Source organism: Pelosinus sp. sgz500959 (genome assembly GCF_042610375.1).
Classification (GTDB): Bacteria; Bacillota; Negativicutes; order DSM-13327; family DSM-13327; genus CTSoil-075.
In genome coordinates this window covers 403740-424390 of record NZ_JBGJZL010000003.1, presented here as the reverse complement: position 1 = coordinate 424390, position 20651 = coordinate 403740, and the positions used below count along the sequence as shown (strand labels likewise).

The 20651-nt window shown below is 37.9% G+C and carries 19 protein-coding genes, 4 tRNA genes and 1 other RNA gene; 1 reads left to right on the top strand and 23 read right to left on the bottom strand.

What is annotated here, in order from left to right; all coding sequences use genetic code 11:
* Window positions 1–201 precede the first annotated feature (201 nt).
* The 11 genes from trxA to ACAN52_RS06845 all read right to left on the bottom strand — a co-directional run bounded on the left by trxA (window position 202) and on the right by ACAN52_RS06845 (window position 8223).
* On the bottom strand, window positions 202–525 hold the full coding sequence (gene trxA, locus ACAN52_RS06895; RefSeq protein WP_378953814.1) for a thioredoxin: 324 nt from the start codon (window positions 523–525) through the stop codon (window positions 202–204).
* 298 nt (window positions 526–823) lie between these two features.
* An RNA gene (gene rnpB / locus ACAN52_RS06890) (RNase P RNA component class A) lies at window positions 824–1176 on the bottom strand.
* 109 nt (window positions 1177–1285) lie between these two features.
* Window positions 1286–2404 (bottom strand): Nif3-like dinuclear metal center hexameric protein, encoded by a 1119-nt coding sequence (locus tag ACAN52_RS06885; RefSeq protein WP_378953812.1) that lies wholly within the window; start codon window positions 2402–2404, stop codon window positions 1286–1288.
* Complete coding sequence (locus ACAN52_RS06880; RefSeq protein ID WP_378953811.1) at window positions 2395–3084, bottom strand: tRNA (adenine(22)-N(1))-methyltransferase; 690 nt, start codon at window positions 3082–3084, stop codon at window positions 2395–2397. The genes ACAN52_RS06885 and ACAN52_RS06880 overlap by 10 nt, the downstream gene beginning before the upstream one ends.
* 79 nt (window positions 3085–3163) lie before the next feature.
* A tRNA-Val gene (locus ACAN52_RS06875) sits at window positions 3164–3239 on the bottom strand.
* Between the two features lie 4 nt (window positions 3240–3243).
* A tRNA-Glu gene (locus tag ACAN52_RS06870) sits at window positions 3244–3318 on the bottom strand.
* Between the two features lie 17 nt (window positions 3319–3335).
* Window positions 3336–3410, bottom strand: a tRNA-Ile gene (locus tag ACAN52_RS06865).
* 12 nt (window positions 3411–3422) lie between these two features.
* Window positions 3423–3498: transfer RNA gene (locus ACAN52_RS06860), tRNA-Asn, on the bottom strand.
* Between the two features lie 211 nt (window positions 3499–3709).
* Window positions 3710–4825, bottom strand: a complete 1116-nt coding sequence (gene rpoD / locus ACAN52_RS06855; RefSeq protein WP_378953809.1) for an RNA polymerase sigma factor RpoD — start codon at window positions 4823–4825, stop codon at window positions 3710–3712.
* Between the two features lie 52 nt (window positions 4826–4877).
* Window positions 4878–6695, bottom strand: a complete 1818-nt coding sequence (gene dnaG / locus ACAN52_RS06850) for a DNA primase (protein WP_378953808.1) — start codon at window positions 6693–6695, stop codon at window positions 4878–4880.
* A gap of 532 nt (window positions 6696–7227) precedes the next feature.
* Window positions 7228–8223, bottom strand: a complete 996-nt coding sequence (locus ACAN52_RS06845) for a deoxyguanosinetriphosphate triphosphohydrolase (protein ID WP_378953805.1) — start codon at window positions 8221–8223, stop codon at window positions 7228–7230.
* 134 nt (window positions 8224–8357) lie between these two features.
* Here ACAN52_RS06845 and ACAN52_RS06840 point away from each other — a divergent pair, with 134 nt between their 5' ends.
* The gene (locus ACAN52_RS06840) at window positions 8358–8834 is read left to right on the top strand and encodes an LptA/OstA family protein (protein WP_378953803.1); all 477 of its coding nucleotides are present in this window, start codon (window positions 8358–8360) and stop codon (window positions 8832–8834) included.
* A gap of 45 nt (window positions 8835–8879) precedes the next feature.
* Here the strand turns inward: ACAN52_RS06840 and ACAN52_RS06835 are convergent, their stop codons facing one another.
* The 12 genes from ACAN52_RS06835 to ACAN52_RS06780 form a co-directional block, all read right to left on the bottom strand.
* The gene (locus tag ACAN52_RS06835; protein WP_378953801.1) at window positions 8880–9725 is read right to left on the bottom strand and encodes a pyruvate, water dikinase regulatory protein; all 846 of its coding nucleotides are present in this window, start codon (window positions 9723–9725) and stop codon (window positions 8880–8882) included.
* A gap of 76 nt (window positions 9726–9801) precedes the next feature.
* A complete protein-coding gene (gene glyS, locus ACAN52_RS06830; RefSeq protein ID WP_378953799.1) occupies window positions 9802–11865 on the bottom strand; it encodes a glycine--tRNA ligase subunit beta in 2064 nt (687 codons plus the stop codon).
* A gap of 2 nt (window positions 11866–11867) precedes the next feature.
* Window positions 11868–12743, bottom strand: coding sequence for a glycine--tRNA ligase subunit alpha (gene glyQ, locus ACAN52_RS06825; protein ID WP_378953798.1), 876 nt, complete (start codon window positions 12741–12743; stop codon window positions 11868–11870).
* Between the two features lie 375 nt (window positions 12744–13118).
* Window positions 13119–13580, bottom strand: coding sequence for a DUF4342 domain-containing protein (locus ACAN52_RS06820; RefSeq protein WP_378953796.1), 462 nt, complete (start codon window positions 13578–13580; stop codon window positions 13119–13121).
* An 83-nt stretch (window positions 13581–13663) separates the two neighbouring features.
* Complete coding sequence (recO, locus tag ACAN52_RS06815; protein WP_378953794.1) at window positions 13664–14404, bottom strand: DNA repair protein RecO; 741 nt, start codon at window positions 14402–14404, stop codon at window positions 13664–13666.
* A gap of 41 nt (window positions 14405–14445) precedes the next feature.
* Window positions 14446–14571 carry a YqzL family protein gene (locus ACAN52_RS06810; protein ID WP_378953853.1) on the bottom strand — a complete coding sequence of 42 codons (126 nt, stop codon included), beginning with the start codon at window positions 14569–14571 and terminating at the stop codon, window positions 14446–14448.
* 108 nt (window positions 14572–14679) lie between these two features.
* On the bottom strand, window positions 14680–15999 hold the full coding sequence (locus ACAN52_RS06805) for a hemolysin family protein (RefSeq protein WP_378953792.1): 1320 nt from the start codon (window positions 15997–15999) through the stop codon (window positions 14680–14682).
* 279 nt (window positions 16000–16278) lie between these two features.
* Window positions 16279–17175, bottom strand: coding sequence for a GTPase Era (gene era / locus ACAN52_RS06800; RefSeq protein ID WP_378953791.1), 897 nt, complete (start codon window positions 17173–17175; stop codon window positions 16279–16281).
* 2 nt (window positions 17176–17177) lie between these two features.
* Window positions 17178–17570 carry a cytidine deaminase gene (locus tag ACAN52_RS06795; protein ID WP_378953789.1) on the bottom strand — a complete coding sequence of 131 codons (393 nt, stop codon included), beginning with the start codon at window positions 17568–17570 and terminating at the stop codon, window positions 17178–17180.
* Window positions 17571–17583: 13 nt separating this feature from the next.
* Window positions 17584–17943: a diacylglycerol kinase family protein gene (locus ACAN52_RS06790; protein WP_378953787.1), complete on the bottom strand. Its 360-nt coding sequence runs from the start codon at window positions 17941–17943 to the stop codon at window positions 17584–17586.
* The gene (gene ybeY, locus ACAN52_RS06785; RefSeq protein ID WP_378953785.1) at window positions 17943–18410 is read right to left on the bottom strand and encodes an rRNA maturation RNase YbeY; all 468 of its coding nucleotides are present in this window, start codon (window positions 18408–18410) and stop codon (window positions 17943–17945) included. The genes ACAN52_RS06790 and ybeY overlap by 1 nt, the downstream gene beginning before the upstream one ends.
* A complete protein-coding gene (locus tag ACAN52_RS06780) occupies window positions 18319–20511 on the bottom strand; it encodes an HD family phosphohydrolase (RefSeq protein WP_378953784.1) in 2193 nt (730 codons plus the stop codon). Before ACAN52_RS06780 ends, ybeY begins: the two co-directional genes overlap by 92 nt.
* Window positions 20512–20651: the final 140 nt, after the last annotated feature.

The following is a 20651-nucleotide window of genomic DNA, read 5'->3' as shown; positions in this document are numbered from 1 at the left end:
CTCTGTCAAATCTGCTTAAATTTCGACAATTCTGTTCTTCCTTGCGTTCTATTATCGCAAATTAACGTTCTTTATACAATATAAATTTTATAAAAATATACAATATTCATTCTAAATAAAATCGACAATTTGATTTAAAACAAAGTAAATAAATCTTCTATTACTTGTAAAAAAGACTTGGCTAAGCCAAGTCTTTTTTTATTATATCATTTTATCAATAGCGTCCATTAAATCTTTGCGAGGACGATATCCAACAAGACGATTTACTTCTTTCCCATCTTTGAGAATCAATAACGTTGGAATACTCATAACATCATATTGACTAGCTAGTTGCTGTTGTTCATCAACATTTATTTTAGCAACAATCGCTTTATCTTCATATTCTTCAGCTACAGCCTCAAGTTCAGGAGCAACCATTTTGCAAGGACCACACCAAGGTGCCCAAAAATCAACAAGAACTGGTTTATCACTTTTTAGCACTTTATCATTGAAATCACTTGCATTACTAATATTTAATACACTCATTATGTAGCCTCCATTATTTCAATTTTACTTTTAGTCTGCTCAATACTTATCTCCTTATACAAAGATGAGTATATCTATATTGTAGAAAAATACCATAGAAAAGTCAACAATTAATAATTATAATTACTATAATATAATTATTAATTAGTTTTTTTCTTTCATTTAAGTCCGGTATTAAATTTATAAAGAAGTCTTAGTCGTTCTTACTTGGAATCAAGAAATTGTTATACATTCTGATTCCGAAATGCAAAACACGTAGTTCTCTCATCGAGCACTACGTGTCAATCTTTCTTATTAGGTTGTGAGTTATCAATAAGCCGAGTTTTGTTCCACTTACGTGGTGATGATCATCTATCTAGTCTGGCAGTTACCTGACAGCTCTAGCGACGCAACCCGGAAGGTTCAGCGGGCAGCTTCATCCCTTCCCTATTTGGTCTTGCTCCAGGTGGGGTTTACCTAGCCAGCCAGTCACCTGACTGCTGGTGCGCTCTTACCGCACCGTTCCATCCTTACCGGCATAACCGGCGGTTTACATTTCTATGGCACTTTCCCTGAGGTCGCCCTCGCTGGACGTTATCCAGCACCCTGCCCTATGGAGCTCGGACTTTCCTCGTATGCTTTATGGGCATCCGCGATCATCTTTCCTACTCACAGCACTTATAAAGATTATTTAATTAGCTAGATTAATATTTTATCACAGAAAACAATCATCGTCAATATAGATGCATTTTGTAATATTTCCCACATGCTAAAATTTTTATCAATAGACGACTAATACATCTTGATTGACAGAATCAACAGCAATATCCACGCCCCATTTATCCCGTTTCCCACATGCCATGAGATATTCAGCCACATGAGAGACTACGGGTTGCTCTGTTGCAAAATGTCCAGCATCAATTACTGCAATACCAGCAGCTAATGCATCTTGCGCTTCATGATATTTTACATCACCCGTAACAAGTACATCAGCACCAGCAAAAGCCGCTTTATGTATTAAACTAGCACCGCTTCCCCCACACACTGCCACTTTTTTGATCATCTTTTCTTTAGATCCGGCTACACTCGCATACTCGATACCTAATGAATTTTTAACGCAAACAACAAACTGATGCAGCAACATAGGCGTTGCCAATTTGCCGATACGTCCTAACCCCAGGGTATCGCCAGAATTAGTAAGGAGAATTAAATCGTAAGCTACCTCTTCATAAGGATGAGCTTTCAGCATTTCCTTGATAATTCGTCGACTGTTTTTCTCCGTTACAATTGTTTCTAGGCGAACTTCTTCGACAAATTCCAGCGTACTTGATTGTCCAATAAAAGGCTTTGCCTGCTCTAAAGGCATAAACGTTCCCGTACCAGGTGTTGTAAATGTACAGTGACTATAGTTTCCAAGATGTCCAGCTCCAGCTTCCGTCATAGCCTTGCGCACAATCTCTAAATGAGTTTTTGGTATAAACACAATTAACTTATACAGTTTTTCTGTATAACTCACTGCAAGAGGCTTGGCATCCTGTAGCTGGAATCTTTCTGCCAAAATATCATTCACACCACCAATTGCACTATCAAGATTGGTATGAGTAGCATATACTGCAATATCTGCTTTTAATAAACTTGCTAAAAGTTGTCCCTGCGGTAAATCAGTACGAATGTTTTTAAACGCTTTGAAGATAACTGGGTGATGAGTAATAATCAAATCAATACCATCTTCAATAGCCTGATCGGCAACGGATTGAGTCACATCCAAAGTGACTAATATCTTAGAAATTTTTTGGGCAGGGCTACCTAATAGTAAGCCTACATTATCCCAACTTTCAGCCAGATATCTTGGCGCCAATCGCTCCACAGCATCCATTATAACCTGACATTTTACAGACATTGTCTCTTAGCCTCCAATTGTTCCAATCTCTTGGTATACTCATCAAATTTGGAACTTTGTTGTGCACTGTCACTATTTGCCATTTCGCGTAACACCCGCTCAGTTTGGGCAATTAAGTGATCAAGGTGTAACCCTAGTAGCTTTGGTTTCTTCTTCCATAATATCATACCAATATCATACATAATCGATTCAAATTCAGGGGAAACCCCTTGCTCCGCTACAATAATTTCATACAATCGCCCCTCGTCTTGCACCAAGGCTTCATCCACAATGCACCATTTGTTCGCAGTTAACCAAGAGCGTACGGCCACTGCTGCGATCATCGGTTGTAAAATAAGACGTGTAACAGAAGATGTTACTTCAGGTTGACTTTTTAAGATCTCAATAATCGTACTACCACCCATACCAGCAATGACGACTGTATCAACTTCACCAGGAGAAAGCACTGCTAATCCATTACCAAAGCGCACAGAAATCTTTTCTTCCAATCCTAAACTCTCTATATTGTCTTTCGCTGCTTGATAAGGTCCTTTATGAATATCACCTGCAACAGCAGAAATAGCAATTTTTTTCTGTATTAGCTCAATTGGTAAATATCCATGATCTGTGCCAATATCAGCCAAACGTGCCCCTTGAGGCACAAAAGCTCCTAGCGCTGCCAATCGTTCACCAAGTTTCATTTTCCCTCACCTCACTTCATATGATTAACTTACCTAAACTAAAAAATGCAAAGCATATGCTTTGCATCTCGATATCATGTGGTGGGCGATGACGGGATCGAACCGCCGACATCCTGCTTGTAAGGCAGGCGCTCTCCCGGCTGAGCTAATCGCCCGAGATGGTGACCCGTGGGGGAATCGAACCCCCGATACCGCCGTGAAAGGGCGGTGTCTTGACCGCTTGACCAACGGGCCATATGTCTTAATTTAAATGGTGGGCCCACCTGGGATCGAACCAGGGACCAGCCGGTTATGAGCCGGCTGCTCTACCGCTGAGCTATAGGCCCTCGTAATGAAAATGGCTCCTGGAGTAGGACTCGAACCTACGACCGATCGGTTAACAGCCGATTGCTCTACCAACTGAGCTATCCAGGAATTTCACCAACATTGATTATTATAATATAACAGCAATGTTATGTCAATAACTTTTTTTCACAGAATCAAAAATATATTATTTTACTAATCTATGCTGATTCCGCTTTATCAACACCCTATTGCGCTACTTAAGCTTCTTCTTATAATAATATGAAACCATCCCTTATTTCCTGCTGTAAAAACCTGCTACTGTTTTTATCAAATACCAAAGTTATTCTAAAAAGTCTTTTAATTTCTTACTACGGCTAGGATGTCTTAATTTTCTAAGAGCCTTCGCTTCAATTTGGCGAATCCGTTCTCGGGTAACACCAAAATGTTGTCCAACTTCTTCTAACGTACGCGCTCGTCCATCATCAAGTCCAAATCTAAGTCTGAGAACTTTTTCCTCGCGAGGAGTCAGCGTATCCAATACCTCTTCCAACTGCTCTTTTAATAACATAAAAGAAGCAGCTTCGGCTGGAGCAGGTGCATCCTGATCTTCAATGAAATCTCCCAAATGAGAATCTTCTTCTTCACCGATTGGAGTCTCTAAAGATACTGGCTCTTGAGCGATTTTCATAATTTCACGTACTCGCTCAACACTAATATCCATTTCCTTACCAATTTCTTCAGGTTGTGGTTCACGTCCAAGCTCTTGAAGCAGCTGCCTTGATACACGAATCAATTTATTAATCGTCTCTACCATATGCACCGGAATTCGAATGGTTCGCGCTTGGTCAGCAATCGCACGTGTAATCGCTTGACGAATCCACCATGTCGCATAGGTACTGAATTTATAACCTTTGTTATAATCAAATTTTTCAACAGCTTTGATCAAACCTAAGTTACCTTCTTGAATCAAGTCTAAAAATAACATCCCACGCCCAACATAACGTTTTGCGATACTAACAACTAAACGTAAATTAGCTTCAGCTAAACGTCGTTTTGCTTCTTCATCCCCTTGTTCCATACGCTGAGCAAGTTTTATCTCTTCATCACCAGTCAATAATGGAACTCTACCAATTTCCTTCAGATACATACGAACAGGATCATCAATACTAATACCATCAGGAATGCTTAAATCGATATCGACTTCATCTGCAGTAATTTCTTCTTTTTCTAATACTTCAGGCTCTTCAGCCCGCTCAGCATCATCGGGAAGTTCATCTACTATTTCAATCCCTTTGCTTGAAAATACTTCATACATATCATCAATTTCATCAGGAGATAAATCTTCACTTTGGAGAGTATCCATGATCTCACCATAGGTTAAAACACCACCGTGTTTTTTACCTTTATTCACCAATTTCGTTACATGTTCACTGGGTATATTCTTCTTTTCTGTCATTTTACTCCCCTCCTCTATTGGTCTCCCAATCAAGGCTTAGTTTATTTTTCATTTATAAATAATGCAGTTTGTTAATTTCATTATTTATTCGCTGACTTTCTGCTAATTCCTGCAAAAAGCGATCGTCACCCATACGCTGTAATTCATCAGCTCGCAAGCGATGTTGTTCATATAGGCCTTTTAATTTTGTCAATCTCATACTTTTAATACAATCATCAACCATTTTTACAATGTCATTATATTGTATATCAATCAGCATGATGAGAGATAACTCTGCATTGGCGGCTTCACTAAGGGACATTGTCCAAGCATTATCGACAATATTCTTCCCCATATTATACTCATTAAATATCAATTCAATGATTTCTCGTCGTTGCTCTCCCTGTATTTCTTCAACAGGAAGATTGGTTTGAATATGTGATATCAATGATCGATCTTCACACATTAATCGAATGATATGTCTTTCAGCCTGTTCAGTGGCAACTGACGGGGTACGCGCAACGATTATATTGGATATATTCTTTCCCACTTTTACATTTTTATCCTTTTTATTTTGAAATAAAAATTTTCGCACTTCACTACGTATTGCACTTTCATCAATGGATAACGCTTGTGATATACGAGCAATATGGGCATTCACCTCTACAGCATTATTAGCCGCTCCTAAAACAGGCACTATTTTTGATACAACTGCAACCTTACCTTCAAGATTACTATGATCCGTCGTATCAAAAGCTTGTTTTATTTGATATTCTAAGAAATCTACGGCATCTTTAATGAGTACTTTAAAGGCTTCTGCTCCATGCTTGCGGATAAATGCATCAGGATCTTTTCCATCAGGAATTAAAACAACTCGGACATTAGCCCCCATATTACGCAAAATTGATAAAGCCCGTGAAGTAGCATTTTGACCTGCAGAATCGCTGTCATAGGCAAATAATATTTCAATTGCATGGTCACGACTGAGGCGGAGCATCAAATTTCCTTGCTCTGGAGAAAATGCTGTACCTAGAGAAGCGACTACATTTTTTATTCCAAAAGCATGAGCTGTAATGACATCCATATAACCTTCTACTACGATAGCCTGTCCACATTCTTTAATAAACTTATGCGCAGTATCAAAACCAAACAGAATATGTCTTTTGTTAAAAACAAGAGTCTCTGGAGAGTTTAAATATTTGGGCTGACTTTCATCCATGACCCGCCCACCAAAACCAACGATCCTCCCCCGCACATCGCTAATCGGAAACATAATTCGATTCCGAAACCGATCATAAACTCCCTCACTAGAGTTTCGTTGTACTGCCAATCCAGCTTTCAGTAAAAGATCCTGTTCCACACCCCGCCCCAAAAATGCTTGCACTAATTTATCCCAAGCGGGTGGAGCAAAACCAATCTTAAAGCTTTCAATCATTTCGATTGTAATACCACGACCTTGTAAGTATTCCTGAGCGGTTTTACCATACGCAGTTTTCGTCAAACAAGCATAAAAAAAGTCCCTCGCCATTTCGTTTACACGATAGAGTTTGGTTATTTCCCGCTCCCTAGTCAATTCCTGTGCCGTTCTTTCTTTTTGCGGCACTGGAATATTCATTTTTTGCGCCAACATTTTCACAGCATCAAAAAAGCTAATATTTTCAATTTTCATCAGAAAATTAAATACATTGCCTCCACTTTGGCAGCCAAAACAATAATAAAAACCTTTTTCAGTCGTTACAGAAAATGATGGAGTATTCTCATGATGAAATGGACAACAACCCCAATAATTTTTACCTTTCTTTTTCAAAGGTACATAATCTGATAGAATGCTTACAATATCACATTCTGAGCGCAATCTATCAATAAATTCATCATAAACTGCATCCTTCATGCTATCACCTTTAACCCATCTGCATCGCTTTTTCTGCGTGTCTTCTTTCGACGCACTTCATATTGAAGGATAAGACTTCAGCCTGCACCTAATGGTTGGCCAGAAATTAGCTTATTTTCATGATTTCGCGTTCTGCTGCATTTTCTATTAATTTTATCATACCCAATATTATTAAAAGAAAATCTAAATTCGATTCGTGACTTATTTCTACATAAAGTTCCATAATCCTGCTATAATGTAAGGATTCGATTATAGATATTATTTTTTATAATATCTAGCAAATAACTTTTATAGTAACAGTATTCAATATAAATTATAATTATCCTCTATTTTTATCTTGACAATACTTATATTATTCGATTCTAATCGTTTAAAACTAGACTTTCTTTTATTATTCTATTCTTTTATACAAAAAATTCTCAAAAAAAAAGAAAAGTAATCTAATTTATGATTACTTTTTCAAATTCTATATGTTGCTGAAGTAAAGAATATAGAATTATCTCTATTGTGAATAACATGACTACAGCATTTATTATAAGGAACCCCACTTAGAAGGTATAAATAATTTTTCAAATAAATTAACGGCATACATATCTGTTAATCCAGCAATATAATCAATAATTGTCATCTCTAGCCCCCATTGCTCTTCACGCTCTAGGTATTCTTGTGGTAACCGTTCAGGGTGAATTCTGAAGTACTCATATAGCTTTCGAATAATATACTGAGCTTTTTTGCGATCTCCTTCAAGAGCCACTGAATGATAAATTTTTTCAAACATAAATTCTCTAAATTCTTCCATTGATTTTTTTACTTTTGGAGACATTTTGATTTCACTATGCCCCTCAGATGTCTTAATCAGATCGCCAACCATGACCGTAATCATATGAGAAGGATTTACCCCTAAGACTTTAGAGACTTTTTCCGGTAAATCATTAACCTTAATCATACCAGCCCGAATTCCATCATCATAATCATGACACAAATATGCAATCCGATCACCAATACGTACTACATTGCCTTCTAACGTCAATGCTTTATTTTCACCTGTATGATTTAAAATTCCATCTTTTACTTCGAGACTTAAGTTAAGTCCTTTACCGCCCCTTTCAATATATTCTACGACCCTTAAACTCTGCTCATTATGATTGTAATGACCAATAATTTCACGCAAGGCATATTCACCAACATGACCAAAAGGAGTATGCCCCACATCATGACCTAAGGCAATGGCTTCTGTTAGATCTTCATTTAACAATAACGCTCTTGCAATTGTCCTTGATATTTGCGCCACTTCTAAACTATGAGTCATACGCATACGATAATGATCGCCAGGAGATATGTAGACTTGGGTTTTATGTTTCAGACGTCTGAAAGCTTTACTATGAATAATTCGGTCTCGGTCACGTTGAAAGGCTGTACGAAATTCACAACTATCCTCTTCTTTATCACGAACGGCTTCACGGCTCTTACTTGCAAATGATGATAGGATTTTATACTCTTGCTCTTCAATACGTTCACGAATATTCACAAAATCGCCTCCCTCTTTCTTAATTATACAATATTATACAGTGAATTTGCTACAGGGTGAAATTTATTATTTCCATTAAACATGATATAATGTAAGAAGATATTTTCTTATTTTATCAATAGAAGGAGGTTTTTATGAAAGCTAAAATTTTAACTATGACATTATTAGTCATCGTATTGTTCACAGCAACCGCCATGGCTGCCAAACCCATTATCAAAGCTGATCAACAATATCTTGATATTAATACAGGACTCTATATGCTCGATGGCAATGTCTACATTGAAGTAAAAAACCGTATTATTACTGCTGGTCAAGCAAAAGTGAGTCTTGCTTCACTCGAAGTATGGGGAACAGGCGGCATCACGGTCACTCAAGATGACATTTACTTCACAGGTGATAAAGTTTATGTCTATGGCTCTAGCGAACGTGCCACGATCGAAGGCAACATTAATTTTTCTCGTACAAATACAACAGTCACCGCTGATCGCGTAGATTATAGTTGGCGAGATAAAAATGCAGTATTTAGCGGCAATGTAAAAGTTACACAAAATGATAATACATTTACTGCTGATAGTATCAAATATAATATAGAAACAAATACATTTTTTTAACAAATAAACCCTCCGTTTTTACAACAGAGGGTTTATTTTTATATTTTATTGAACATGCATTTCACAAAAACCTTGATCAGCAGCTGGATTATTACAGATAATATCCATGATCCGATTGGCAGTCTCTTCGATCGCTTTATTTGATACATCGATAATCGGACATTTCAGTTGCTCCATAATACTCTTTGCATACTCCACCTCTTGCGTAATACGCTGAACGTCAGCATAACAAGAATCAGGATCGAGCCCCATCGAAGTAAGCCGCTCTGCACGAATACCATTTAATTTTTCCGGATCAATAATTAAGCCAATAATTCGTTCAGTCGGAACCTTAAATAATTGTTCTGGCGGTGCTACTTCTGGCACCATGGGAACATTGGCGACTTTTATTTTTTTATGGGCTAAGTACATGCTTAAAGGCGTTTTTGAAGTCCGAGAAACCCCAACAAGTACAACATCAGCCTTTAATAATCCCCATGGATTTTTCCCATCATCATATTTCACAGCAAACTCTACGGCTTCGACCCGTTTAAAATAGTCTTCATCCAATTTATGAATAAGACCAGGCTTGAGTCTAGGAACGAGTCCAGATACATTTTGCAAGGCATGAATCATCGGTCCCATGACGTCAATCGCTGAAATACCCGAACGCTCTGCCTGAAGAAATAAAGCTTCTCGCAATTCAACATTTACAAGAGTGTGACAAATCACACTTTTACGATGAGTTGCTTCCTCGATAATCTTTTCAATTTGCTCAGCAGTTTTGATATAGGGGATGCGAACGATCTCAAAAGAGTCAGCTTCAAATTGGCTAGCCGTAGCACGAGCGATCATTTCTGCAGTCTCCCCAATCGAATCAGATAGCGCATAAATTATGGTTGATTTAGTCATGATGTCCCCCCCTTTTTTCTTATATACCAATCAAGCACATAGATGACCATGTGCTTGATTAACAACTACCTACGCATTAAAATGCGACAAGTTTACTTAGATCTGCTATGTTCGCAGTCAGATGAGTAATGGCCTTCAATAAAGCTAAACGATTATTACGTACTCCAATATCCTCAGCCATGACCATCACTTCGCTAAAAAATGTATCAATTGGTGTAGCCATCCCAATCATAGCCTTTAACACTCCAGGGTAATCTTTAGTGACTAGCATCTTTTCAATGTCTTGCCGTGCTACTTGATACCCCTTATATAAAGCATGTTCTGCGTTGACTACAAATAGGTTTTCATCAATCGCATCAGTGGTCGCATGCTTCATAAGATTACTTGCGCGAGTAAAAGCTTGAATAGCCTTTTGCATTTCAGCTCCAGTGCCCTCTAATTCCATCGCCTTCGCTCTGAGCCAAGTATCATAGATATCATCAATCCCTACTGCCATAACAGCATCAATAATATCATATCGAATCTTTTCGTCCGCTAAAATATTTTTAACCCTTAGGCGGAAAAAGTCTTGTATCTCTTTTTGTAATTTCTCTTGTTGTGCACTATCACTAAAATTCAATAATTCCATTGTTTTTAGCAACATCGTTGATAAAGAGATATGATGTTTGCCATCAACGAGGATATTGACAATACCCAGAGCCTGGCGCCGTAGAGCATAAGGATCTTGTGATCCTGTCGGAATGAGACCTCGACTAAAGGTTGATACAATATTATCCAATTTATCTGCGATACTAATCACTTGTCCAACGGAACTTTTAGGTAAAATATCTCCAGCAAATCGTGGCAAATAATGTTCAAAAATCGCCTCAGCTACTGCTGGCTGTTCACCATTGAGTAACGCATATTCACGGCCCATGGTACCCTGTAATTCTGTAAATTCACAGACCATACCTGTAACAAGATCAGTTTTAGCGAGAATTGCACTGCGACGAATTACACTTGTTAGCTCATCTGCAAGATTAAGTTCTGCTGCAATGCCCACAGCCAGTTTCTCAATACGCAATGTTTTATCATGTAAAGTGCCTAGTCCATCTTGGAAGACAATCGTTTTTAATTTATCTAAGCGATCAATCAATTTAATCTTTTTATCTTCTTCATAGAAAAAACGAGCATCAGCCAAACGTGCTTTTAATACTCTTTCATTACCATGACGAACAACATCAAGATGCTCAGCCCCTCCATTACGTACAGTAATAAATACAGGCAGCAATTTTCCTTCTGGAGAAAAAACTGGGAAATAACGTTGATGTTCACGCATAGGTGTAATGACAGCCTCAGGCGGCAGTGATAAATACTTTTCTTCGAAGGTTCCATACAATGCAGTAGGATACTCTACAAGATAAACCACTTCTTCTAATAGATCTTCATCAATAGTTGCTGTACCACCTTGTTCAATCGCAATTTTTTCTACCTGCTCACGAATGACTTGGCGTCGAACCTCCTGATCAACCATAACATACTGGTCAGGCAATGTAGAGAAATAATCCTCAACGGACTGAACTGTAAATTCGCCTTTACTTAAAAAACGGTGTCCCCGCGTTTTATTACCCGTCTCAACTTCTGCTACAGTGAAAGGAATGACTTCGTTACCAAACAAAGCGACTAACCAACGTATTGGTCTTACAAAACGCCGCTCTAAATGAGCCCAGCGCATATTTTTAGGAAAATTTAAACTATCGATTAGGTTTGTTAACATCTCTGCTAATAATCCAGCTACTGGTTTTCCCTCTTCTTGCACCATAGCATATACATATCCATCTTTTACAACAAGAGCCGTTGCCTCAACACCTTGCCCTCTAGCAAAACCTTGGGCAGCTTTCGTCGGGTTACCATCTGCATCAAAGGCAATCTTAATAGAAGGTCCTTTATTCTCACTATGCATATCAGTCTGTTCTTCAGCCATATCACGCACAACCAACACTAAACGACGAGGCGTCCCAAGTACCTGAATTTCCTTATAACCAATTCTCAGCTCAGTTAATTTTGTCGTAGCAACATGTTTCAGTTGTTCTAATGCCCCTGACATAAATCTTGCTGGAATCTCTTCCGTTCCAATTTCCAATAACAAATCTTTTGCCATAATTAGTTGCCCTCCTTAAGCAGCGGAAATCCTAGTTGTTCACGCCGTGCCAGATAACTTTGTGCACATGCTCTTGCCATATTACGTACACGACCAATAAAACCAGTCCGTTCACTTACGCTGATTGCACCACGGGCATCAAGCAAATTGAAAGTATGAGAACATTTGAGAACATAGTCATAAGCTGGAAGCACATAACCTGCATCAATCACTCGAATTGCTTCTTTTTCGTACATATCAAAGAGTTGAAATAATAATGCTGTATCAGCAATCTCAAAATTATAATGTGATTGCTCTACTTCATTACGATGAAAAACATCCCCATAGGTGATGCCAGCTACCCATTCCAACTCATATACATTTTCTTTACTCTGTATATACATGGCTAATCGTTCTAACCCATAGGTTATTTCCACAGATACTGGCTTAACATCAATACCGCCTACTTGTTGAAAATAAGTAAATTGAGTGATCTCCATACCATCAAGCCAAACTTCCCAACCAAGTCCCCAAGCGCCAAGAGTTGGTGATTCCCAATTATCTTCAACAAAACGAATATCATGTTTAGCTGGATCAATCCCTAAGCAAACCAGGCTTTCCAAATATAATTCTTGAATATTTGCTGGTGATGGTTTCATAATCACTTGATATTGATGATGTTGCAATAACCGGTTAGGATTTTCACCATACCGTCCATCTGCTGGACGACGTGATGGTTCAACATAAGCTACATTCCAAGGCTCAGGTCCAAGAGCTCGTAAGAACGTAGCTGGATTCATGGTACCTGCACCTTTTTCTACGTCATATGGTTGCATTAAAATGCAGTTTTGTTTAGCCCAGAAATTCTGGAGTGTTAAAATAATGTCTTGAAAAGTCAATTGTAGTACGCCTCCTAAAAAATAAAATAAAAACCCCTTGTCCACAGTAACATATCGTTACAGGGACGAGAGGTTAATCCCGCGGTTCCACCCTGATTGGCCACCCAAAATGACCCACCTTAACTTATAGCGAGTTTTACTAGCTTACCATAGAATCAGAAGAATTCATCAGTAAGATTTCCTCTCGCAGCTTGGGAAGGCCATTCACCTATCTAATTGCTAAGCTCACACTTTCCTTAGCTCGCTGAACAGTCAGTTATAAAATACCTCTCTCGATATCCATAACAGCCTTATTGCAGTTAGGTGTTTTTTCCCGCATTGCCGTAATTTAGTTAAAATCATAACAAAGTTGTCTTTATTTGTCAATGTCAAAAACTAGATTCCACCATCTTTACGATGGTCTCGTCCATCTTCTTCAGCAGCGTTTTCGTTATTTGATACTTCAGTTTCAACTTTGCTACCGTCATTACGTACCACTTCAATCGTGCAACGTTTAAACATTGCAACAAGTACTCCAAGGACTGCCAGATGTGGTAAGACCATCGCCCCAATTGCACCAAAGGTGACAGGAATTTCAACAAGAGTACGTCCTTCACTCTTTACGCTAATTTTATTTACATTGCCTTCATAAATAAGCCCTTTGACTTTATCAACGACTTCTCCAGAGCGCACAGAAAATTCTTCAGTCCACTTTGAATCTTTCTTATTATCATCAAAGTCAATTAAAGCTTCAAGAACATTACCATTGCTCTTTTCTAATGCTTCTTTTGCTTCACGATAAGAAAAACCTGTACGTTCACGGACAATGTCAATTTTCTCTAAAGTAATATCTTCCATAATAAATACCCTCCCATAAGGTTTTCTTTTATTATTTCCATAAATAACCCTTATTATTCTAGCGTTAAACCTTAGGATCATCTTTACATGATAGAAGCAACTTGTTTGATAAAATTCATCGACTTAAGAGGTCTGTCCAGACATTGCATTAAATAACCCAATAACAATTTTTCAGTTTGGACTAAAACTGTAGGATTTACTGAGAATCCCCCTGGATTATGCCAATCAAGAGTTAATAAGCAATGGGTAAATTGATGCACCTTATCGTTAATTTCCGAAAGTCCGTCATGTTCGCATTGACTACAAACATAACCACCATTGTTAAAACTAAAATAGGCAGGAAAATTGATTTCTTGTCCACACAAGGTACATCGGTCAAACTCTGGAGAGTAACCTGTAATAGATAACAACTGCCACGCATAAGCGAGTGCCACAATGCGTGGATTGCGCACTGTCAACACATGAAATACAGTGAGCAATAAATCAAATATATGAGGGTCTGGTTGGCGTTCTGGACAAAGTTCTGCTGTTAGTTCCGCAATAAATGCACCATACGCCATACAATTAAAATCTTCCTGTAATTGTCTAAAAGCATGTTTGACTTCGCATTGTTTAACCGAATCGGAATTTTTCCCAGGTAATAACATCACTTCAAGGTGTGTAAACAGTTGCATACCACCAGCCAAAGGACTTTTGGGGCGACGAGCACCATTGGCAAAAGCAATTATTTTTCCATGTTCTCGCGAAAATAAAGTTACAATCTTATCAGCATCGCCCCAATCGCGTACTGCTACTAAGATCGCTTCAGCTTGATATTGTGCCATACTTCCCTCAACATACCATACTTAATCGAGTTTTTCAAATCTTACATTAGAGGTGTTATCATCCGATTCCTCTCTGGTGACGTTTCAGGTTGGTCATTACATTCAGTGCATGAGCGATACATCAAATATGCCTCAATCTGTCCGGTACTCTGGAAAACTTTCCACATTAAATCCCGCAACATCACTTGACATCATCCCTTCGCACATATTTTTTCCAGCTTGACCTTTGTAACAACGTTTGCGTCATTTACTCGATAACCAAGTCTTATTTATGATTAAGCATCGCTCTCTTCTTCAGCTGGAAGAGGCATCGCTTTAACCCGTACTACACGAAAACCATTGACTTGTAACACAGAGAAAACATACTCACCAATATTGACTTCATCACCAATTTCAGGTCGTCGCCCAAGCACTCCAAATATATAACCACCAATAGTATCTTCTTCATGATCGTCAAAATGGATATTTAACAATCCAGCAACATCATCAAAAAGTACTCGACCATCAAATTCATAGGTTCCATCAGCTAAACGTTGAATTTCCGCCTGAACAATATCATCATGTTCATCTTGGATATCACCGACTATTTCTTCAATAATATCTTCCATTGCGACAAGTCCTGCAGTACCACCATACTCATCAACTACGACCGCTAAATGCATTCGTTTACGCCGCATCAATTGCAAAAGTTTAGCCACCGACATTCCCTCAGGAACAACTAACATTTCTCGCATAATGGTCGTAATATCTTTTTTCTCAGCATTATCTAATTCAAGATCCATCAAATCACGTAAGTGGATCATACCAATAATGTGATCTTTATCTTCTACGCATAAAGGATAACGAGTATGATGAGTTTCGCGCACAACTTTCAAATTTTCTTCATAAGAATCATCAACAAATAAACAAATAATATCTTGACGTGGCACCATGACCTCACGGGCTAATCGATCGGCAAAATCAAATACATTATCAATTAGATCACTTTCCATTTGGTTTAATACCCCACCACGATGGCTGGCACTGACAATCATCCTTAACTCTTCTTCTGAATGAGCCAAATCTGCTTCATTTGCAGGTTTTACACCGAGAAGTTTTAAAAAGAACCAAGCGGTATAATCAAATAACATGATCACAGGATAACCAATCTTATGGAAAATATATAAAGGCCAAGCTGCCAACAATACCATACGCTCTGTTCTTTGAATAGCAAAAGACTTAGGAATTAATTCGCCAACTACAACATGTAAAAGGGTAATGAACGTAAAACTGATTGCAATGCTAACGGTGTGAAGCATTAACTCCGATGAGGAAACATACTTGATTAATATTGGCTCTATAATCGAAGAAACTGCTGGTTCACCAATCCACCCTAAAGCAAGTGAGGATAAGGTAATCCCCAACTGAATCGCACTTAAATAAGTATCTAATGAAGAAACAATCTTTAAGGCTAATCTAGCGTTATTATTGCCTTGGTGTACCAACTCTTCCAAACGAGTTTTTCGGATTTTCACCAAGGAAAATTCTGCCACGACAAAAAATCCATTTAATAATACGAGTAAAAAAGCTCCTAACAATTTTATTAAACTAAACAACGACGACTCGATAGCGCATCTCTCCCCCAATCTGTTACAAAAATCATTTTTAAGCCCTTATCACCATTATCTATACCAAATGAACCTCTAATTCACTATACAAAAATCACATTCTTTCATCGCTTCTCTATTCATATTATTAACCTGTCAACATAATAATATGAAACCCAAAAGTGGCAAAACATTCTTTTACTCTTCTTTACAAATCATACCATCTTAACGCATGACCGTCAATAAAGAATGGCTATCGCCAAGCGATAGCCTAAAAAAAAATCTATATCAATCGTAACCAAAACCACGCAAACTACCTTCCTTGTTACGCCAATCTTTTTTCACTTTTACCCACAAATCAAGAAAAATCTTCGAACCTAATAAGTTTTCAATATCAATACGCGCTAAACGGCCAATATCTTTTAATAGTTGACCTTTTGCACCAATCACGATGCCTTTTTGTGATTCCCGTTCAACATAAATGACAGCCCTTACATACACTGTATCATTGGGACGCGTTAAAATTTCTTCAATATCCACAGCAATTGAATGAGGTACTTCATCACGAGTAGAGTGAAGTACTTTTTCCCGAATTAATTCTGTGATAACTAAACGCTCAGGCTGATCAGTGACCATATCTTCTGGATAATACTGTGGACCTGGTTCTAAATATTTTTTGACCTCAAGTACTAGATTGTCCAAATTTGTATGTTCAATTGCAGAAATAGGTACAACGCCAGCAAAGTTATAAAGTGCTGAATATTTTTCTATAATAGGAAGCAGCTTAGTTTTTTCGATCTTATCGATCTTATTGACAACAAGTATGACAGGGGTTTTAACCGAAGCTAATAATTCTAAAATATACTTTTCCCCACCGCCAAACTCTTCAGTAGCATCTACAACAAAAAAGATAACTTCTACTTCACGCAAAGTATTTTCTGCGGCTTTTAGCATATACTCACCAAGTTTATGCTTAGGCTTATGTATTCCAGGTGTATCGATAAATAAAATTTGTGCATCATCCAAGGTAAGTACACACATAATTTTATTCCTAGTGGTTTGCGGCTTATCAGACATAATCACTACTTTTTGTCCAACTAAACTATTAATTAAGGTTGATTTTCCCACATTAGGTCTACCAATTACCGAAACAAATCCGGATTTATGTTCTGCATTCACTACCATTATTAAATCTCTCCTGACAAATGTTTTTTCTCAAATGAATAGGGTAATAATTCTTCAAGTGTAGCAATTCTTTGCTCACCGTGCAAATTGCACATCATGATCTTTTGTATACGAAATTCAGCCATAACTTGCCTACAAGCTCCACAAGGCGCTACAGGTTTAACTGTATCAGCGATAATCGCAATTGCAACTAAATCAGTTTCCCCCTCAGATACAGCCTTAAAAATAGCTGTACGTTCGGCACAATTACACAAACCATAGGAAGCATTTTCCACATTACAGCCCGTATATATTTTCCCATTTTTAGCGAGTACCGCAGCCCCAACTTTGAAATTGGAATAGGGCACATAAGCATTTTCCCTTACTGCCTGCGCCGCCACAATGATTTCTTCCATCACTTTTTTCTCCTTAGGTCCATATTTTTTTCCAAAATAAAATATAACCAACAATCAAGGAAATAATGGCTGTAATCAACACAGCTCCAGCTGCTACATCTTTCGCAATTTTCGCCAGAGGATGTACTTCTGGCGACACCATATCAACTACCTTTTCCACAACAGTATTGACCATCTCAGCAACAAGTACGCTGGATATTGTTACTAATAAGACTAAGATTTTATCATCATCAAGTTGCAGCCACCAAGCCAATCCTCCTGCAAAGAAAGCTGCTGCCATGTGGATTTTCATATTGCGTTCATGTAAAAGACAATATACGATACCAGAAAAAGCATTCTTAAATGCTTGTGAAAGACTTTGTTTCCTCTTCATTATACACGATGAATGCCCAAAAGAGATAAAACATGTTCTTCTTCTTGTCGCATTTCTGTTTTTTCTTCTTCTGTCATATGATCATATCCTAATAGATGCAGTATACCATGCACTGTCAAATAAGCCAATTCACGTTCCAAACTATGTCCATATTCTTCAGCTTGACGGGTTGCAGTCTCCACCGAAATGATGATGTCACCTAATAAAACCTCTTCAGGCCCATCAAGGACTTCAGGCTCATCCCCTTCATTTAATGCAAAAGATAAGACATCGGTTGAACAATCTTTGCCTCGATATTCAAGGTTCAAAGCATGGATATATTCATCATTTGCCAAGACTACACTTACTTCAGTATGAGCTTCGATATCATAAACTTCAGCAGTTTTTTGCAACACCGACATCACTATTTGTTCCATTGACAATGTAATTACCGTCTTTTCCTGTAGGTTGTTTAATGCTATTTCCATTCTTATTTTTTCTCCTCTCTAGTTCCTTCACTGCATCTGGATATTCAATACGCTTATGAAACATGCTAGAAAGAACTCTGATAAAGACATCACCAATGATATTCAAATCTTTCAGTGTTAAGTTACATTCATCAAGTTGACCATCATGTAATCGTTCTCGTATGAGTTTGCGTACTGTAGCTTCAATGCGATTGGCATTCGGTTTGTTAATCGATCGTACCGCTGCCTCACAGGCATCTGCTAACATAATAAGAGCGGCTTCTTTACTTCTCGGTCTAGGACCTTCATAACGAAAATCCGCTTCAATAATACATTCACCATGCTCATTTTCTGTCGCCTGTTTATAAAAATACGACACTAACATCGTACCATGATGTTGTTGGACAATATCAATGATCACCTGTGGCAATTTATAATCATTACACAAATCTACTCCATCTTTAATATGAGACGTAACAATGAGAGTACTTAACGAAGGTGCTATCTTATCATGAGGATTTTCATTCCCTACCTGATTTTCCACAAAAAAACATGGTCGTTTTATTTTTCCAATATCATGATAATAAGCACCCACTCTGACTGTAACAGGATCAGCACCAATATGATCTGCCGCAGTTTCTGCTAAGTTTCCAACCATTACACTATGGTGATAGGTACCTGGAGCATCAAGAAGTAAGCGCTGGAGCAAAGGGTGATTAGGTTGGGCTAAATCAAGCAATTTCAGGGGAGTAGTAATATTGAAGATATTTTCCAGATATGGCAAGATACCAGTGGTAATGACAGCAGCTCCAATACCACTAAACACTCCCATCATCCCTTGTCTAAAAATTTGAGAACCATTTAACTGTTCAATGAAACCAGTTGAACCAATCACCAAAAAATTAATTACTGCAATGCATAGACCTGTTCGCGTTAAGCTATAACCATGAGCCATTTTAGATACACTATAGATCCCAATCATGCTGCCAACTAGAACTGTCGATACAGCACGCAAATTATAATCCGCGATAATACCAAATAATAAGGATAACACAATACTCACTAAAAATCCAATTCGTGCATCAATTAGGATTGTAGCGAGTAAAGCACCAACGGCAACAGGAGCAATAAAGTCAGAATAATAATGGGCCGCTTTCCCTAGCACTAATGCCATCAAGATAATTAACCCTAAGAGTACGACTTTTAAATCATCTTGGTATATCGCATGAGCAAATTTATACATATATCCTAAAATAATTAACATGATCAGTAAGACAAAAATAGCAAGTCCAAAGATGCGAATTTCACTACCATGTCCTCTTGATAGTCCAATTTCTTCCATTCCATGAATTTGCTCAGCACTTACAATATCACCACGTCTGACCATAATTTGTCCTTTTTTTACTGTTTCTCGTACAGGTTCAAGGTTAGCAATCGCTGATTGTTTGCGTTTTTCGGTTTCACGCATATTTAATATGAAATTGGGACGCAACAGGACTTGCGTGATTCCTGCGACTACAGATTCCGTATTATTATCTAATCCTAACTCTTCCGTCTCAAGTACAATATTCTTTTTAGTGATTGCTAAATCATCATCACGAATACCTCTTTGAAAGTATTTACGCAAAATCATTTTAGTCTGTTCTTCAGCAATCGCAATAGACTTTTCATCAAGGGCAATCAGATGAGTCATCAATGAATTTGGTAAAGATATTGTCAATAACTTTTGCATTTTTTCCATCTTTTCTTCAGAAGAATTTAAAGTCTTATCGCCGACTACCATTCCTACTGTTTTAAAGATAGATCCTATTGATTCTTCAGCCCTTGTTGTGATGGCAACATCAATATCATATACATTGGCGACACTCGCTAAGACCTCCATTTCTAGATTCTTAGTCTTAGCAGCATTTACATAAACAACAGTTCTCGGCGATATAACGTCCCGATCACTTACTTGTCCGACTTCAAAAGATACTTTATCAGCAATAAAGTCCGTTGACAAAATAATCATCAACAAGAAAAAAAACGCCAAACTTAATATAATTCGCCGCGCAATCGTTCTAGCATATACATTTGTCGGTTGAACAAAAAAGTCTTGCAATTTATTATTTAATGATACCATAACTTCAACTCCACTTAGCAGCATTCTGAAAAAACACAACCATAATGCATACAGATTAAATTAAAAGGAAAACACTACCATACTTAAGTAGGATAAGTGTTCCCCATTACCACTCGTCCTATTCCAAAAGCAATATAATT

Bases quoted from the DNA above. Each gene is read 5' to 3' on its own strand.
- trxA (WP_378953814.1), bottom strand. From the start codon at position 525: ATGAGTGTATTAAATATTAGTAATGCAAGTGATTTCAATGATAAAGTG.
- ACAN52_RS06885 (WP_378953812.1), bottom strand. From the start codon at position 2,404: ATGTCTGTAAAATGTCAGGTTATAATGGATGCTGTGGAGCGATTGGCG.
- ACAN52_RS06880 (WP_378953811.1), bottom strand. From the start codon at position 3,084: ATGAAACTTGGTGAACGATTGGCAGCGCTAGGAGCTTTTGTGCCTCAA.
- rpoD (WP_378953809.1), bottom strand. From the start codon at position 4,825: ATGACAGAAAAGAAGAATATACCCAGTGAACATGTAACGAAATTGGTG.
- dnaG (WP_378953808.1), bottom strand. From the start codon at position 6,695: ATGAAGGATGCAGTTTATGATGAATTTATTGATAGATTGCGCTCAGAA.
- ACAN52_RS06840 (WP_378953803.1), top strand. From the start codon at position 8,358: ATGAAAGCTAAAATTTTAACTATGACATTATTAGTCATCGTATTGTTC.
- ACAN52_RS06835 (WP_378953801.1), bottom strand. From the start codon at position 9,725: ATGACTAAATCAACCATAATTTATGCGCTATCTGATTCGATTGGGGAG.
- glyS (WP_378953799.1), bottom strand. From the start codon at position 11,865: ATGGCAAAAGATTTGTTATTGGAAATTGGAACGGAAGAGATTCCAGCA.
- ACAN52_RS06820 (WP_378953796.1), bottom strand. From the start codon at position 13,580: ATGGAAGATATTACTTTAGAGAAAATTGACATTGTCCGTGAACGTACA.
- recO (WP_378953794.1), bottom strand. From the start codon at position 14,404: ATGGCACAATATCAAGCTGAAGCGATCTTAGTAGCAGTACGCGATTGG.
- ACAN52_RS06810 (WP_378953853.1), bottom strand. From the start codon at position 14,571: ATGTGGAAAGTTTTCCAGAGTACCGGACAGATTGAGGCATATTTGATG.
- era (WP_378953791.1), bottom strand. From the start codon at position 17,175: ATGGTAGTGAATGCAGAACATAAATCCGGATTTGTTTCGGTAATTGGT.
- ACAN52_RS06795 (WP_378953789.1), bottom strand. From the start codon at position 17,570: ATGGAAGAAATCATTGTGGCGGCGCAGGCAGTAAGGGAAAATGCTTAT.
- ACAN52_RS06790 (WP_378953787.1), bottom strand. From the start codon at position 17,943: ATGAAGAGGAAACAAAGTCTTTCACAAGCATTTAAGAATGCTTTTTCT.
- ybeY (WP_378953785.1), bottom strand. From the start codon at position 18,410: ATGGAAATAGCATTAAACAACCTACAGGAAAAGACGGTAATTACATTG.
- ACAN52_RS06780 (WP_378953784.1), bottom strand. From the start codon at position 20,511: ATGGTATCATTAAATAATAAATTGCAAGACTTTTTTGTTCAACCGACA.